Genomic DNA, 14,938 nt, shown 5'->3' on the forward strand with positions numbered 1-14,938 from the left:
GGGACTCCGTACCTCAGAACTGGAGCGCCCAGGAGTCGATCTTCCCGGTGTCGATGCTCGCGTTGTCGCTGACCCGCAGCTTCCACGTGCCGTTCGCGACCTCGGAGGAGGCGTTGACCGTGTACGTGGTGTTGATGTTGTCGGCGCTGCCGCCGGTGCCGTAGCCCTTCAGCGTGTACGCCGTGCCGTCGGGGGCGATCAGCTGGACCTGAAGGTCACCGATGTACGTGTGAACGATGTTCACGGGCACCTGCAGCGCGGAGGGCGCGTTGCCCGAGACGCCGCTGACGGTGACCGGGGACTCGACCGTGGAGTGGTCGGCGATGGCGTAGTCCGCGGTGTTCTCGAACTTCGGGCCGGGCGGCGGGGTGGTGCCGCCGCCACCGACGAACAGCAGCTTGTTCGGCGAGCCGGTGCCGGGGCTGGTCACGACGCCCGTCGTGGCGGCGTTGGTCAGCGCCGTCGACACCTGCGCCGGGGTGGACGTCGGGTTGTCGGCGAGGTAGACCGCGGCCGCGCCCGCGACGTGCGGGGTCGCCATCGACGTACCGGAGATCGTGTTGGTGGCGCTGTCGCTGCTGTTCCAGGCCGAGGTGATGGAGGAGCCCGGGGCGAAGATGTCCAGCACGCTGCCGTAGTTGGAGAAGCTGGAGCGGGCGTCGCTGCTGGTCGTGGAGCCGACCGTGATGGCCTCGGAGACCCGCGCGGGCGAGTAGTTGGAGGCGTTGGAGTTGTCGTTGCCCGCGGCGACCGCGTAGGTCACGCCCGAGGCGATCGAGTTACGCACCGCCGTGTCGAGGGCCGAGTCGATGCCACCGCCGAGGCTCATGTTGGCGACGGCCGGCTTCACGGCGTTCCGCGTGACCCAGTCGATGCCGGCGACGACCTGCGCGGTCGTTCCGGAGCCCTGGTTGTTGAGCACGCGGACACCGACGATCTTGGCCTTCTTGGCCACACCGTACGAGGAGCCGGCGACGGTGCCCGCGACATGCGTGCCGTGGCCGTGGCCGTCCTGGGCGACGTTGTCGTTGTCGATGGCGTCGTAGCCGTTGAACGCGCGGCCGCCGAAGTCGCTGTGGCTGATGCGGACACCCGTGTCGATGATGTACGCCGTCACGCCCTGGCCCGCGCTGTCCGGGTAGCTGTAGCTCTGGTTCAGCGGGAGGGCCTTCTGGTCGATCCGGTCCAGGCCCCAGGACGGCGGGGAGGGCTGCGTGCCGCTGACCGTGAAGACGCGGTTCTGCACGACGGACGCGACCGCGGGGTCGGCCGCGAGCTTCTTCGCCTGCGCCTCCGAGAGCTCGACGTTGTAGCCGTTGAGCGCGGAGGTGTACGTCTTCTTGATCGTCGCGCCGTGCTTGGCCGCGACCGCCCGGCCCTTGGAGGTCTCCGCGGGCGCGGACTCCTTCAGGGTGACGATGTAGCTGCCCGCGATCGTCCCGGGGGCTCCGGCGTTCTGGATGACACCCTCCGGGGCGGCCTCGGCCGCGGTGGCCGGGAGGGCGGAGACGGTGCCGAGAGCGAGGGCCGCGACGGCCATGGCGCTGGCGGCGACGAGTCTGCGCCGCGAGTCACGCATCACTGACATGTGAGGGATCCTCCTCATTGGTGGTGCGTTGCTGTGGGGGAACGGCAGGGACATGTCAAAACGACGTGAAGTGTCCACGCCGTTTCGAATGTCCGGCTGCCGAGCGAAAGATTGACGGATCCATAGGAATCACACAAGGCCTCCGAGCGCCCCGTAACACGTGCGCCACACCGCTGCCATGCTGACGACCATGACCGCCTACGTCTGCCCCCGATGCCGGGTCCACGCCCCCGCCGACGCGCTCACCTGGTGTTGTCCGCAGTGCCGAGGTCCGTGGGATCTGGAATTCACCAGCGCACCCGTGTCACTCAAGTCCCTTGCGTCACGTGTGAATTCATTGTGGCGTTACGAGGAGGCGCTGCCGCTGGCCACCGAGATCCCGCATGTGACCCTCGGCGAGGGCCGCACGCCCCTGGTCCCGCTCACCCACACGGTTTCGGCCAAACTCGACTTCCTCATGCCGACGTTGTCCTTCAAGGACCGGGGCGCGGTCATGCTCGCCGAGCTCGCCCGCAGGCTCGCGCAGGGCGGCGGCCTGCGCCGCGTCCTCGCCGACAGCAGCGGCAACGCGGGTACGGCGATCGCCGCGTACTGCGCGCGCGCCGGCCTCGACTGCGTGGTCTACGTACCGGACGGCACCTCCCCCAAGAAGCTGGAACAGATCCGTGCGCACGGCGCACGGCTGACCGTCGTCCCCGGCGACCGCGAGGCCACGGCGCGGGCGGCGCGCGAGGCCGCCGACGAGCCCGGCACGTTCTACGCCTCGCACGTGCACAACCCGCACTTCCTGCACGGCACCAAGACGTACGTGTACGAGCTCTGGGAGGACCTCGGCGGCCGGCTCCCGGACACGCTCGTGGTCCCGGTCGGCAACGGCACCCTCCTCCTGGGCACCGCGCTGGCCGTCGAGGAGCTGTACGGCCACGGGCTCGTCGACACGCGCCCCGCCCTGGTCGCCGTACAGGCCGAGGCGGTGTCCCCGCTGGCCGCGGCGTTCCACGCCGGCGCGGAAGAGCTGACGGAACCGGCGCCCGTACGCCCGACCCTCGCGGAGGGCATCGCGATCCCGAACCCGCCACGCGCCCGCCAGATCCTGCGCGCGGTCCGCGGGACGGGCGGGACGTTCCTCACGGTGACGGAGGATCAGATCCACGCGGCCCAGGTGGATCTGGCGCGCCGGGGACTCTTCGTCGAGTCGACGGGGGTGGCCTGCTGGGCCGCCGTACGCGCGACGGCCCCGCGCCCGGGGCTGACAGTCGTACCGCTGTGCGGGGCGGGCGCGAAGAGGGGCCTCGGCGAACGTCGAGGATGAGGAGGGTCTCCGATCTCTCGCTCATGGCCCCTCGGTGAGAAAATGAGGCGAACCGGACAGGAGAAATTGATCCCGGACCACGGAGGTGGATCATGGGAGAGGCACGCACGGTCATGGACCGTCTCACCGAGGCGCTGACCACGAATCCGGACCTCAGTGTCGCAGCGGACCTGTACGCGGAGGACGCGGTGGCGTACTTCCCGGACGTGGGCGAGGTACGGGGACGCGAGGCCATCATCGAGCAGTGGCGCGCGATGACCGAGTCCATCCCGGAGGCCACGTACACCCCCCTGAACAGGTACGAGATCGGCGACACGGCCATCGACGAGGGCTCCTTCAGCGGCAAGAACACGGGCCCGATCCTGCTCCCCACCGGGGAGACGCTGCCGCCGACGGGCAAGGAGGTCAGCATCCAGGGGATCGACCTCGCGACCGTCAAGGACGGCCGGATCGTGAGCTACCGGCTGTACTTCGACCAGATGCAGTTCCTGGACCAGCTCGGCCTGCTGCCGGAGGCCTGAAGGAACCGTCTGCGGACCCGCCGGCGTGCCGATGACGTGGTGATGTGGAGATACCCCGATCCCGCCCTCACCGTCACGGATCTGCACACGGTGGTGAACTGTGCGCTGTGCACCATCACCTGTGCGCCGTGCTGAGCTGCGGTGTGATTCGGGGAATCGAACCCCTGCGCTGCTCTCCACGCACCAGGAGGGACCGGATGAACCGCCGGCCCGCGGCTTGTGCACGCCTCCGTGACGACTACCTGCTCCACATCGAGCCCCGTTTCAGTCCAGCAGATCGACCTCCCAGTTCGACCGCTGGATCAGTACGTCGATCTCACGGATCTCCCGGGCGAGGACATCCGCCCGGGCACGCAGCTCCGCGACCGGCAGCGCCGAGAGCATCTTGAGCTCGGACCGCAGTTGCCGGACCCTGCCCTGCTGATCACGACCGGCAGCGGCGTCGGCCGCCGAGGTGATCACGGCATGCCGCAACCGCAGCACGTCCCTCCGCGCGAGCGCGTCCGTGAGGGTCCCGCCCCCGTCGACGACCGCCTGAGCGTTGGTCCGATTGATCCGCCGGATCAGCGACTCGAGCTCATCGAGCACCTCCCCCGCCTCCCCCAGCAGGGCCGCCGCGTCCTCCGCCGGCGCTTCACCCTCCTGATACCGGGCGTTCCCGACCACTCGCGTGCGCAACTGTTCCACCCTGCGCACCGCGTCCGCCCGCAGCGCCAGCCCCTCGGCAAGCTTCAAGGCTCCGCACCTCCCTCACGATCAGTGGGTGAAGTATGCCTGTGCCCCTCTCGTCGCTCGCCGATGGGGCGCTCATCGGGCACGTTGATGGCCGCGACGTACGCCGTGCGAGTCCATTCAGCCCTTGCGACCACGCGCCGCACTCTCGACCGTTCACCTTGTGTACACATGCGACACTCGGTACGCTTGGGCGCATGAGTCAGATGCCCATAGAGTCCATCCGCGATGTACGTGCCCACCTGGCCGAGGTCGTCGAGCGGGCCGACCGGGACGACGTGCCCACCGTCATCACGCGGCGCGGCAAGCAAGTGGCCGCCGTGGTGTCGATCGAGGTGCTGCGCAAGTACCAGGAGTGGGAGGAGCGCGAGATCAACCGGATCATCGACGAGCGCATGGCGAACCGCTCGGCCGGCGTCCCGATCGAGGACGTCATGAAGGAAACGCTGGCGCGCGGTGAGTGAGTACCGCACCGTCTTCCGACCCGAGGCTCAAGCGGAGCTACGCAAGATCCCCCGCGACATGGCGCTCCGCATCCTCGCCAAACTGACCGAGCTGGAGAGCGACCCCTTCGGCTTCAGCACCACGGCTCTCGTGTCCCAGCCCGATCGTCGCCGCCTCCGGGTGGGCGATTACCGCGTCATCTACACGATCGACAACGGGGAACTGGTGGTATGGGTCGTCCACGTCGGACACCGATCCACCGTCTACGGGACGTGACCTGCTCGGTGCCGGGCCGCGGATCGGGCACTCCGCGCCGCGGCGGCGGGGAAGCGAGGCCCGAGTTCTGCGGACTGCTGCGGACAGCAAGGCGCCCTGGCCCGCATTCTCGCAGGTCAGGGCGCCTCTGGGTGTCGATCAGACGTTGAAGCGGAACTCCACCACGTCGCCGTCCTGCATCACGTACTCCTTGCCCTCCATGCGGGCCTTGCCCGCCGCGCGGGCGTCGGCGACCGAGCCCGTTTCCACGAGGTCGGCGAAGGAGATGACCTCGGCCTTGATGAAGCCCTTCTGGAAGTCGGTGTGGATCACACCGGCCGCCTCTGGGGCCGTCGCGCCCTTCTTGATCGTCCAGGCGCGGGATTCCTTCGGGCCGGCCGTCAGGTACGTCTGGAGGCCCAGGGTGTCGAAGCCGACGCGGGCCAGGGTCGCGAGGCCCGGCTCCTCCGCGCCGACGGACTGGAGGAGCTCCATGGCGTCCTCCTCGTCCAGCTCGGCGAGGTCCTGCTCCAGCTTGGCGTTGAGGAAGATCGCCTCCGCCGGGGCGACCAGCGCGCGCTGCTCGTCCTTGAAGGAGTCGTCGGTCAGCTCGTCCTCGTCGACGTTGAAGACGTAGAGGAACGGCTTCGTGGTCAGCAGGTGCAGGTCGTGCAGGAGCTCGGCCTTGTCCGAGCCCTGGAGGATGCCCTGGGAGAAGAGCGTGTCGCCCCGCTCCAGGATCTCCTTGGCCGCCTCGACCGCCGCGACCTTGGGGGCCACGTCCTTCTTGATGCGGGCTTCCTTCGCCAGCCGCGGCAGGACCTTCTCGATCGTCTGCAGGTCGGCGAGGATCAGCTCGGTGTTGATCGTCTCGATGTCGTCCTTCGGCGAGACCTTGCCGTCGACGTGCACGACGTTCTCGTCCTTGAAGGCGCGGATGACCTGGCAGATCGCGTCCGACTCACGGATGTTCGCCAGGAACTTGTTGCCCAGGCCCTCGCCCTCGCTCGCGCCGCGGACGATACCCGCGATGTCCACGAAGTCGACCGTCGCCGGCAGGATCCGCTGCGAGGCGAAGATCTCCGCCAGCTTCGTCAGACGGGCGTCGGGGACACCGACGACGCCGACGTTCGGCTCGATCGTGGCGAACGGGTAGTTGGCCGCCAGGACGTCGTTCTTGGTCAGGGCGTTGAACAGGGTCGACTTGCCGACATTCGGCAGACCGACGATTCCGATCGTGAGCGACACGGTGGCGACTTCCTGGAGTACGGATGGGGGGTGCGGTGGGTGGGCCGATCCACCAGTTTACGGGGGGTCCGAACCGGCCTGCGACGCCGACCTTCGGCCGTTCTCGACGGCAACGTCACCCAAAGGGCGTGTCCTGGGCCGCTCCCCCGGGCCTTCCCGACCTACGTTGGTGTAGTGGAGCAGCAAAGGACAAGTCAGCCTCAAGGCCGCCGACGGCCGCAAACGCCCCTCACGCCGCCCGGAGCGCTCGTGGAGGGCGCCGCCGTCTACCGGGTCGCCGCCCGTCCGGGTCGCCCCGGCAGCGGCCGGGTCGAGCGGGCCGTACCCGTACAACGGCCCGTGCCGCCCGTCGTCCTCGCACTGCGGCGGCTGCCCAACCCGAGGCTGACCGGTCTCGGCGCCGGGCTCTTCGCCTCCGCCGTGATGCTGGTGCTCGGCTTCCTCGACCAGCTGATCCTCGACGGCTCGCCGATCGCCTTCGGTCTGCTGTTCCTGCCGGTCAGCGCGCTGACCGCGCTCTGGGTGCGCACCGCCGACCTCGTCACCGCCCCGATCAGCGTGCCGATCGCCTTCGCGGTCGGAGTGGTGCCGATCTCGGGCGGCACCGGGGGCTTCGGCGGGCAGGCGATGGCCGTCGTCACCGCCCTCGCCGTGCACGCCGGGTGGCTCTACGGCGGCACTCTCGTCGCCGGTCTGATCACCAGCGTCCGGAAGGTACGGGACATGGGGCGCCGCCAGCGCGCCATCGCCACCGCCCCGGCCAGGGCCCCGCGCGCCCCGCAGGGAGCCCGGCGCCCCGCCCCGTAACTCCCGGCCGCCCTGTCTCGTAACCCCCGAGCTCCTCGCCCCGTAACCCAGGCACCCGCCCGAAGCCCCGCGGAACCCGCCCCGAAGCCCCGGCCGCCCGCCCCGTAGCGCCGACCGCCAGCCCCCGTAACCCCGCGGCCCCCGTGCCCCCTGCGGCCCCGTGCCCCCCGCAGCCCCCGCAGCCCCCGCAGCCCCCCGGCTCAGCGTGCCCGTGCCGCCATCGCCGCGCCCACGATCCCCGCGTTGTTCTGCAGCTCCGCCGGGACGATCTCCGCCCTGATGCCCTCGATCAACGGCAGGAACTTGTCGGCCTTCCGGCTCACTCCCCCGCCGATGATGAACAGCTCCGGCGAGAAGAGCATCTCCACATGGGCCAGGTACTTCTGCAGGCGCCGCGTCGCCCAGTGCTCCCAGCTGAGGCCCTCGTCCTCCTTGGCCTTCGTCGAGGCCCGCTTCTCCGCGTCGTGGCCCTTCAGCTCCAGGTGGCCCAGCTCCGTGTTCGGCACGAGCCGGCCGTCCAGGAAGAGCGCCGAGCCGATGCCCGTACCGAGCGTCAGCAGGATCACCGTGCCCTTGCGGCCCCGGCCCGCGCCGAAGGTCATCTCGGCGACGCCGGCCGCGTCCGCGTCGTTCAGGATCGTCACCTGGCGCCCGCCCAGGCGTTCGCCCAGCAGTCTGCCGGCGTCGACGTCGATCCAGGCCTTGTCGACGTTCGCGGCCGTACGGATCGTGGAGCCGGTGACGACACCGGGGAAGGTCACGCCGATCGGGCCCGACCAGCCGAAGTTCTCCACGACCTCCGCGACGCAGCCCGCCACACCGTCGGGTGTGGCGGGCTGCGGGGTCAGTACCTTGTGGCGGGGCTCGGCCAGCTCTCCGCGCTCCAGGTCGACGGGAGCGCCCTTGATGCCCGAGCCGCCGATGTCCACTCCGAAGACGTTCATGGACTCAACGTTACGGGCTGATGCCGGCAGTTACTCCTTGGCGAGCTTGGCGGCCTCGGCGCGCAGGTCCTTGTTCCGGAGCTCCTTGGGGAGCGAGAACGTGAGCGACTCGTCGGCCGTCTTGACGATCTCCACGTCCACGTAGCCACGCTCGGAGAGCCAGGCCAGGACCTCCTGGACGAGGACGTCCGGGACCGAGGCGCCGGACGACAGGCCGACCGAGGTGACGCCCTCAAGCCATGCCTCGTCGATCTCGCTGGCGAAGTCCACCAGGTACGCGGCCGGGACGCCGGCCTGCTTGGCGACCTCGACCATGCGGATCGAGTTCGAGGAGTTCTTCGAGCCGACGACGATCACCAGCTCGGCCTGGCCGGCGAGCTCCTTGATGGCCAGCTGCCGGTTCTGCGTGGCGTAGCAGATGTCGTCGGACGGCGGGGAGATCAGCTGCGGGAACTTCTCCTTCAGCGCGTCCACCGTCTCCATCGTCTCGTCGACCGAGAGCGTGGTCTGGGAGAGCCAGACGACCCTCGACGGGTCGCGGACCTCGACCTTGGCCACGTCGTCGGGGCCGTCGACGAGCTGGATGTGGTCGGGGGCCTCGCCGGAGGTGCCGATGACCTCCTCGTGGCCCTCGTGGCCGATCAGGAGGATGTCGAAGTCCTCCTTGGCGAACCGGACGGCCTCCTTGTGCACCTTCGTGACGAGGGGGCAGGTCGCGTCGATGGTCTTGAGGCGGCCCTCGCGTGCCTCCTCGTGCACGGTCGGGGCCACGCCGTGCGCGGAGAACATCACGATGTTGCCCGGCGGCACCTCGGTCGCCTGGTCGACGAAGATGGCGCCCTTCCGCTCCAGGGTCTGGACGACGTACTTGTTGTGCACGATCTCGTGGCGTACGTAGATCGGCGCGCCGTACTGCTCCAGTGCCTTCTCCACGGCGATCACGGCACGGTCCACGCCCGCGCAGTAGCCGCGGGGAGCGGCGAGCAGGACACGCTTCGGGCGGTTCGTCGTGGTCGCGGTCTCGGGCGTCGACGCGGGCGTAGCAGTCATGCGTCCCATCGTAAGGCCGGGTGGTGGCACGGCCCGCTGCGGCCGCGTCGCTCCGGCGGGTGATCGACATCGTGGCCGAGACTGGGCGCATGGCCGAGGAAGCACGGGTGGCACCGCACACCGGACTGCGACGGACTCTCGGGTTCCGCGACCTTGTCGTCTACGGGCTGCTCTTCATCGCCCCCATGGCCCCCGTCGGGATCTTCGGCACCCTCGACGCGAAGTCGCACGGTGCGGTGGCGCTGGTCTACATCGTCGCCACCGTCGCGATGGCGTTCACCGCTTTCAGCTACGCCCAGATGGTGCGGGTCGCCCCGCTGGCCGGCTCGGTCTTCACGTACGCCCGCAAGGGCCTGGGCGAGGGGCCGGGGTTCGTCGCCGGGTGGATGGCGATGCTCGACTACATGCTGATCCCGGCCGTGGCGTACCTCTTCTCGGGGATCGCGATGGAGGCGCTGGTTCCGGAGGTGGACCGGTGGGTGTGGACCGCGATCGCGGTGGTCGTCACGACGCTCCTCAATCTGTGGGGGGTACGGGCGGCGGCGCGGGTCGGCTTCGCCGTGCTCGCGATGGAGATCGTGGTGCTGCTGGTCTTCGTGGTGTCGGCGGTGGTCGTCCTCGTGCAGGACGGGGCGCGGCGCGACTGGTGGTCTCCGTTGACGGGGGACGGGACGTTCTCGACGGCGGCCGTGCTGGGCGCGGTGTCGGTGGCCGTGCTCTCGTACCTCGGCTTCGACGCGATCGCCTCGTTCGCGGAGGAGGTCACCGGAGGGTCGGAGAAGGTGGCGCGGGCGGTGCTGTTCTGTCTGACGCTCGCGGGCGGGCTGTTCGTGGCCCAGACGTATCTGGTGGCGCTGCTCGAACCGCTCTCCTCGGCCGAGCTTGCTGCGGACCCGGCGAAGCAGGGTTCGGCCTTCTACGACGCGGTGGACGCGTCCGTGGGGACCTGGCTGCACGACCTGGTGGCGGTGTCGAAGGCGATCGGCGCGGCGTTCGCCGCGCTCGCGGGGCAGGCGGCGGCGGGCCGGCTGCTCTTCGCGATGGCCCGGGACCGGCGGCTGCCGCATCTGCTGGCCCGTACGGACTCGGGCGTGCCGCGGCTGGCGCTGCTCCTCGCGGCGGCGGTGACGATGGTGGCGGCGGTGTGGGCGGCCCAGCAGGACGAGGGTCTCGACCACCTGGTGTCGGTGGTCGACATCGGGGCGCTGACGGCTTTCGTGCTGCTGCACGCGAGCGTGGTGGGGTGGTTCGCGGTGCGCCGGATGGAGGGGCCGCCGCACTGGCTGCGCCATGTGGTGATGCCGGTGGTGGGGGCGGCGATCCTGGTGGCGGTGATCGCGGAGGCGTCGGTGTCGGCGCAGGTGGTGGGGGTGGTCTGGCTGGGGGTGGGTCTTGTGGTGCTCGCGCTTCAGGGAGCGGCCCGCCCTTGAGCGGGCGGCGGACCCGGCACGCGAGGCGCTTGGGCTGAACGCACCTAGAGAGGGCGACGCCCCGGTGGGTTGTGCCCACCCGTTCCGCCTGGGTCCCCGCGGACGAAGTCTGGGGGGCGGATGCCCACCACGCATGTCCTAGGTGGCCACTACGCTCGGCGCATGGGTCTCAATACGTCCGCCGAAGCGCCGCTGCCCGTGGGAGAGGTCTCCCGGCTGATCGGGGGCTGGATCGACCGGCTCGGGGCCGTGTGGGTCGAGGGGCAGATCACGCAGTTGTCGCGGCGACCGGGGGCCGGGGTCGTCTTTCTGACGCTGCGGGATCCCTCGTACGACATCTCGATCGGCGTCACATGCTTCCGCCAGGTCTTCGACGCCGTCGCCGACGTCGTCTCCGAGGGCGCCCGGGTCGTCGTGCACGCCAAGCCCGAGTGGTACGCGCCGCGAGGGCAGCTGTCGCTGCGGGCGGTGGAGATCAAGCCGGTCGGCATCGGGGAGCTGCTGGCCCGTCTGGAACAGCTGAAGCGGAGCCTGGGCGCCGAGGGTCTCTTCGCGCTCGACCGCAAGAAGCCCCTGCCGTTCCTCCCCCAGCTCGTCGGCCTCGTCGTCGGCCGTGCCTCGGCCGCCGAGCGGGACGTCCTGGAGAACGCGCGGCGGCGCTGGCCCGCCGTCCGCTTCGAGGTGCGCAACGTCGCCGTGCAGGGTGTGAAGGCGGTGCCCCAGGTCGTCCAGGCCGTGAAGGAGCTGGACGCGCACGAGGGGGTCGACGTGATCATCGTGGCGCGGGGCGGCGGCAGTGTGGAGGACCTGCTGCCGTTCTCGGACGAGCAGCTGATCCGCGCGGTCGCCGACTGCCGTACGCCGGTGGTCTCCGCGATCGGCCACGAACCGGACTCGCCGCTGCTCGACCTCGTCGCCGACCTGCGCGCCTCCACGCCGACCGACGCCGCCAAGAAGGTCGTGCCGGACGTCGGCGAGGAGCTGGACCGGGTGCAGGGCCTGCGGGACCGGGCGCTGCGGACCGTGCAGGGGCTGCTCGACCGGGAGGAGCGCGGGCTCGCGCACGCGCTGGCACGGCCGGTGATGGAGCATCCGCAGCGGATGGTCGAGCAGCGCGAGGACGAGCTCGACGCGCTGCTCGGGCGCAGCCGGCGGACGCTCGGGCATCTGCTCGACCGGGCCGACTCGGAGCTGTCGCACACGCGGGCGCGGGTCCGTGCGCTGTCGCCGGCCGCGACGATGGAGCGTGGGTACGCCGTGCTCCAGCGGGCGGACGGATCGGTCGTGCGCTCCCCGGAGGAGGTCGCGGTGGACGAGGAGCTGCGGGCCCGGGTCGCTGCGGGCGAGTTCGCGGTGCGGCGCGTTGTCGGACCCGGCGCATAGGGTGGTTCCCATGGCAGCCACCACGGAAGAGGCGCTCGGGTACGAGCAGGCGCGCGACGAGCTGATCGAGGTCGTTCGGCGCCTCGAGACGGGCGGGACGACCCTGGAGGAGTCGCTGGCGCTCTGGGAGCGTGGCGAGGAATTGGCGAAGGTCTGTCGGCGTTGGCTGGAAGGCGCGCGGGCGCGGCTCGACGCCGCGATGTCCGCGCGCGAGGGCGACGAGGGCGACGCGACCGAAGGCGCCGAGTAGCGGCTCCGGAACCCCGGCGATGTGAAGCGGATCACTATCCGCATAGATTAGTTGAAAGTTAACCAATCACCGTCGTACGGTGAGGGCATCGCTTGACCCCCCTTGCAGTCCGGAAGGTACGCGCATGTCCCTCGCTCTTGACCCCGCCGCCCAGGACCTCCTCTTCCGTGAGGCCCGCACCGCCAACACCTTCACCGACGAGCCGGTGACCGACGAGCAGGTCCAGGCGATCTACGACCTGGTCAAGTTCGGGCCCACCGCCTTCAACCAGACCCCGCTGCGCGTGACCCTGGTCCGCTCCCCCGAGGCCCGCGAGCGCCTGGTCAAGCACATGGCCGAGGGCAACCAGGCGAAGACCGCCGCCGCCCCGCTGGTCGCGATCCTCTCCGCGGACAACGAGTTCCACGAGGAGCTCCCGACCCTGCTGCCGCACTTCCCGCAGGCCAAGGACATGTTCTTCGCCGAGCGCCCGGTCCGCGAGGGCTCCGCCCTGCTGAACGCCGCCCTCCAGGCCGCCTACTTCATCGTCGGCGTCCGCGCCGCCGGCCTGGCCGCCGGTCCGATGACCGGTCTGGACTTCGCGGGCCTCCAGAAGGAGTTCCTGGACGACGACCACACCCCGCTGATGGTCGTCAACATCGGCCGGCCGGGTGAGGACGCCTCCCCGTTCCCGCGCTCCCCGCGCCTGGCCTACGACGAGGTCGTCACCACCGTCTGAGCCCCACCGCACACGCGAAGAACCCCCGGACTCCACGAGTCCGGGGGTTCTTCGCGTTTCGCTACGCCTTCTTCGACTGCAGAGCGCCCGCCATCTCGGCCAGCCGCTCGAACGAGGCCGTCCCGGTCACCACGGTCGTGGCACCGCCGTCCGTGCGGACGAGGGCGTCGTACTTCGGCCCTTCCCAGCGCTGCCAGACCTGACCGGCGACCGTCTGGGTCTTCCCGGAGTCCTTGGCCTCCTGGGTGACGTCGGGGACGAACTTCTTCGGCTCCGCCGTCGACTGGTGGATCGCCACGTACTGGGTGTCCGGGTCGAGGAAGCCCAGCTGCCAGGCGTCGTTCTGCTCGCGCTTGTACGAGACCACGGTCGCCTTCCAGCCCTCGCCGAGCCCCTCGGGGGCCAGCACCGGGTACGGCGCCGCCCGCTGTGCCGTCAGGAGCTCGACCCGGTAGTCCTTCGCCTGGACCGGGTTCGCGTCCTCGTCGTGCGGGATGAAGAGATACATCACGCCCGCGGCGACCATGATCACCCCGAGGGACTGGAACATCCCGCGTACCGTCTGCCTGCCTCGCATACCTGCCACGCCCCCCATGGTCGCATCATGGTGTTGTGCTCATACGTGGGCCCCTCTGCTCAATTTGTCGACGTACCGATAGAGTCGCAGCACCCTCTTTATTCCGGCCGTCGCCGTACAGAAAGGTGCGCTCCGATGACCGAGCATTCCCTGCCGTCCGAGCTCGAGGTCTCCCCCGAGGCCCCTGACCGCAACCTCGCCCTGGAGCTGGTCCGGGTGACCGAGGCCGCCGCCATGGCAGCCGGCCGCTGGGTCGGGCGCGGCGACAAGATCGGCGCGGACGGCGCCGCGGTCAATGCGATGCGGACGCTGATCTCGACCGTGTCGATGAACGGCGTCGTCGTCATCGGCGAGGGCGAGAAGGACGAAGCCCCCATGCTGTTCAACGGCGAGCGGGTCGGTGACGGGACCGGCGCCGAGGTGGACATCGCCGTCGACCCGATCGACGGCACCACGCTGAACGCCAAGGGCATGCCGAACGCGATCGCCGTCCTGGCCGCCGCCGACCGCGGCACCATGTTCGACCCCTCCGCGGTCTTCTACATGGACAAGCTCGTCACCGGCCCCGAGGCCGCCGACTTCGTCGACATCAACGCGCCCGTCTCGGTCAACATCCGCCGGGTCGCCAAGGCCAAGAACATGTCCCCCGAGGACGTCACGGTCGTGATCCTGGACCGTCCGCGCCACGAGGGCATCGTCAAGGAGATCCGCGAGACCGGCGCCCGGATCAAGTTCATCTCGGACGGCGACGTCGCCGGCTCGATCATGGCCGTCCGCGAGGGCACCGGCGTGGACCTGCTCCTCGGCGTGGGCGGTACGCCCGAGGGCATCATCTCGGCGTGTGCCATCAAGTGCCTCGGCGGTGTCATCCAGGGCAAGCTGTGGCCCAAGGACGAGGCCGAGCGCCAGAAGGCGATCGACGCGGGGCACGACCTGGACCGTGTGCTCTCCACGAACGACCTGGTCAGCGGCGAGAACGTGTTCTTCGTCGCCACCGGCATCACGGACGGCGAGCTGCTGCGCGGCGTCCGCTACCGCTCGGAGACCGCGACCACGTCCTCGCTGGTGATGCGGTCGAAGTCCGGCACGATCCGGCAGATCGACTCCACGCACCGGCTGTCGAAGCTGCGCGCGTACAGCAAGATCGACTTCGACCGGGCGAAGTAACCCCCGGAAGCAGCAGCGGTACGAAGAGGGGCGCCCCCATGTGCGGTGGGGGCGCCCCTTCCCGTACGGCCGGAGCCCGGAACCCGAAGCCCCGAACCCGAGGCCCGGAACCGGTACCCGGAGCCGTCAGCCCGCCGCGGCGATCCGGTCCGCCGCGGCCGCCTTCTTGAGTTCCACCTCGCGCCGCCGTCGCCGGGCGAGCACGACACGGCGCTCGGCCGCGGTGAGCCCGCCCCACACGCCGTACGGCTCCGGCTGGAGCAGTGCGTGCTCCCGGCACTCGACCATCACGGGACAGCGGGCACAGACCCGCTTGGCGGCCTCCTCACGCGACAGCCTGGCGGCGGTCGGCTCCTTGGAGGGGGCGAAGAACAGCCCGGCCTCGTCCCGGCGGCACACCGCCTCCGTGTGCCAGGGGCCGGCCTCGTCCTCCCGCGCGGGGGCGCGCTGGGGCGGCACGGCAGCGACCTGGAGGGGCTGATGCGGCGGTTGCAGCACGGTCTACTCCTGAC

General features: G+C 70.3%; 17 protein-coding genes. 10 read left to right on the forward strand and 7 right to left on the reverse strand.

Annotated features, from left to right (window positions below):
* Positions 1-13: 13 nt before the first annotated feature.
* Positions 14-1,588, reverse strand: coding sequence for a S8 family peptidase (locus tag ABZ939_RS16555; RefSeq protein WP_361854703.1), 1,575 nt, complete (start codon positions 1,586-1,588; stop codon positions 14-16).
* 178 nt (positions 1,589-1,766) lie between these two features.
* Between ABZ939_RS16555 and ABZ939_RS16560 the strand changes: the two genes are divergently transcribed.
* Positions 1,767-2,900, forward strand: coding sequence for a threonine synthase (locus ABZ939_RS16560; protein WP_361854706.1), 1,134 nt, complete (start codon positions 1,767-1,769; stop codon positions 2,898-2,900).
* 92 nt (positions 2,901-2,992) lie between these two features.
* Complete coding sequence (locus ABZ939_RS16565) at positions 2,993-3,421, forward strand: nuclear transport factor 2 family protein (RefSeq protein WP_361854709.1); 429 nt, start codon at positions 2,993-2,995, stop codon at positions 3,419-3,421.
* Positions 3,422-3,685: 264 nt separating this feature from the next.
* On the opposite strand, the gene ABZ939_RS16570 is transcribed toward ABZ939_RS16565, so the two are convergent.
* Entirely contained in the window at positions 3,686-4,156 is a 471-nt protein-coding gene (locus ABZ939_RS16570; RefSeq protein ID WP_361854712.1) for a DIP1984 family protein, read from the reverse strand.
* Positions 4,157-4,350: 194 nt separating this feature from the next.
* On the opposite strand from ABZ939_RS16570, the gene ABZ939_RS16575 reads away from it, so the two are divergent.
* On the forward strand, positions 4,351-4,617 hold the full coding sequence (locus ABZ939_RS16575) for a type II toxin-antitoxin system Phd/YefM family antitoxin (protein ID WP_361854715.1): 267 nt from the start codon (positions 4,351-4,353) through the stop codon (positions 4,615-4,617).
* A complete protein-coding gene (locus tag ABZ939_RS16580) occupies positions 4,610-4,873 on the forward strand; it encodes a type II toxin-antitoxin system RelE/ParE family toxin (protein ID WP_361854718.1) in 264 nt (87 codons plus the stop codon). Before ABZ939_RS16575 ends, ABZ939_RS16580 begins: the two co-directional genes overlap by 8 nt.
* A gap of 138 nt (positions 4,874-5,011) precedes the next feature.
* Here ABZ939_RS16580 and ychF read toward each other — a convergent pair whose 3' ends face one another.
* Positions 5,012-6,100 (reverse strand): redox-regulated ATPase YchF, encoded by a 1,089-nt coding sequence (gene ychF, locus ABZ939_RS16585; RefSeq protein WP_361854720.1) that lies wholly within the window; start codon positions 6,098-6,100, stop codon positions 5,012-5,014.
* 339 nt (positions 6,101-6,439) lie between these two features.
* Here ychF and ABZ939_RS16590 point away from each other — a divergent pair, with 339 nt between their 5' ends.
* Positions 6,440-6,907: a DUF6542 domain-containing protein gene (locus ABZ939_RS16590; protein WP_361855209.1), complete on the forward strand. Its 468-nt coding sequence runs from the start codon at positions 6,440-6,442 to the stop codon at positions 6,905-6,907.
* A gap of 200 nt (positions 6,908-7,107) precedes the next feature.
* Here the strand turns inward: ABZ939_RS16590 and ppgK are convergent, their stop codons facing one another.
* Together ppgK and ABZ939_RS16600 are read right to left on the reverse strand one after the other, a co-directional pair.
* Complete coding sequence (gene ppgK, locus ABZ939_RS16595; protein ID WP_361854723.1) at positions 7,108-7,851, reverse strand: polyphosphate--glucose phosphotransferase; 744 nt, start codon at positions 7,849-7,851, stop codon at positions 7,108-7,110.
* Positions 7,852-7,881: 30 nt separating this feature from the next.
* Positions 7,882-8,901: a 4-hydroxy-3-methylbut-2-enyl diphosphate reductase gene (locus tag ABZ939_RS16600; RefSeq protein ID WP_361854726.1), complete on the reverse strand. Its 1,020-nt coding sequence runs from the start codon at positions 8,899-8,901 to the stop codon at positions 7,882-7,884.
* Positions 8,902-8,990: 89 nt separating this feature from the next.
* On the opposite strand from ABZ939_RS16600, the gene ABZ939_RS16605 reads away from it, so the two are divergent.
* From ABZ939_RS16605 to ABZ939_RS16620, 4 genes are all read left to right on the forward strand, one after another.
* A complete protein-coding gene (locus tag ABZ939_RS16605; protein WP_361854729.1) occupies positions 8,991-10,331 on the forward strand; it encodes an APC family permease in 1,341 nt (446 codons plus the stop codon).
* A 162-nt stretch (positions 10,332-10,493) separates the two neighbouring features.
* Positions 10,494-11,714 (forward strand): exodeoxyribonuclease VII large subunit, encoded by a 1,221-nt coding sequence (xseA, locus tag ABZ939_RS16610; RefSeq protein ID WP_361854732.1) that lies wholly within the window; start codon positions 10,494-10,496, stop codon positions 11,712-11,714.
* Positions 11,715-11,724: 10 nt separating this feature from the next.
* Positions 11,725-11,964, forward strand: a complete 240-nt coding sequence (locus ABZ939_RS16615; RefSeq protein ID WP_361854735.1) for an exodeoxyribonuclease VII small subunit — start codon at positions 11,725-11,727, stop codon at positions 11,962-11,964.
* Positions 11,965-12,088: 124 nt separating this feature from the next.
* On the forward strand, positions 12,089-12,682 hold the full coding sequence (locus tag ABZ939_RS16620) for a malonic semialdehyde reductase (RefSeq protein ID WP_361854738.1): 594 nt from the start codon (positions 12,089-12,091) through the stop codon (positions 12,680-12,682).
* A gap of 61 nt (positions 12,683-12,743) precedes the next feature.
* On the opposite strand, the gene ABZ939_RS16625 is transcribed toward ABZ939_RS16620, so the two are convergent.
* On the reverse strand, positions 12,744-13,277 hold the full coding sequence (locus ABZ939_RS16625) for a DUF4245 domain-containing protein (protein WP_361854741.1): 534 nt from the start codon (positions 13,275-13,277) through the stop codon (positions 12,744-12,746).
* 117 nt (positions 13,278-13,394) lie between these two features.
* On the opposite strand from ABZ939_RS16625, the gene glpX reads away from it, so the two are divergent.
* Positions 13,395-14,426, forward strand: coding sequence for a class II fructose-bisphosphatase (gene glpX / locus ABZ939_RS16630; protein WP_361854744.1), 1,032 nt, complete (start codon positions 13,395-13,397; stop codon positions 14,424-14,426).
* A 126-nt stretch (positions 14,427-14,552) separates the two neighbouring features.
* Here the strand turns inward: glpX and ABZ939_RS16635 are convergent, their stop codons facing one another.
* The gene (locus ABZ939_RS16635) at positions 14,553-14,924 is read right to left on the reverse strand and encodes a WhiB family transcriptional regulator (RefSeq protein WP_361854747.1); all 372 of its coding nucleotides are present in this window, start codon (positions 14,922-14,924) and stop codon (positions 14,553-14,555) included.
* Between the last annotated feature and the right edge of the window lie 14 nt (positions 14,925-14,938).

Source organism: Streptomyces sp. NPDC046712, from assembly GCF_040645695.1.
GTDB lineage: Bacteria > Actinomycetota > Actinomycetes > Streptomycetales > Streptomycetaceae > Streptomyces.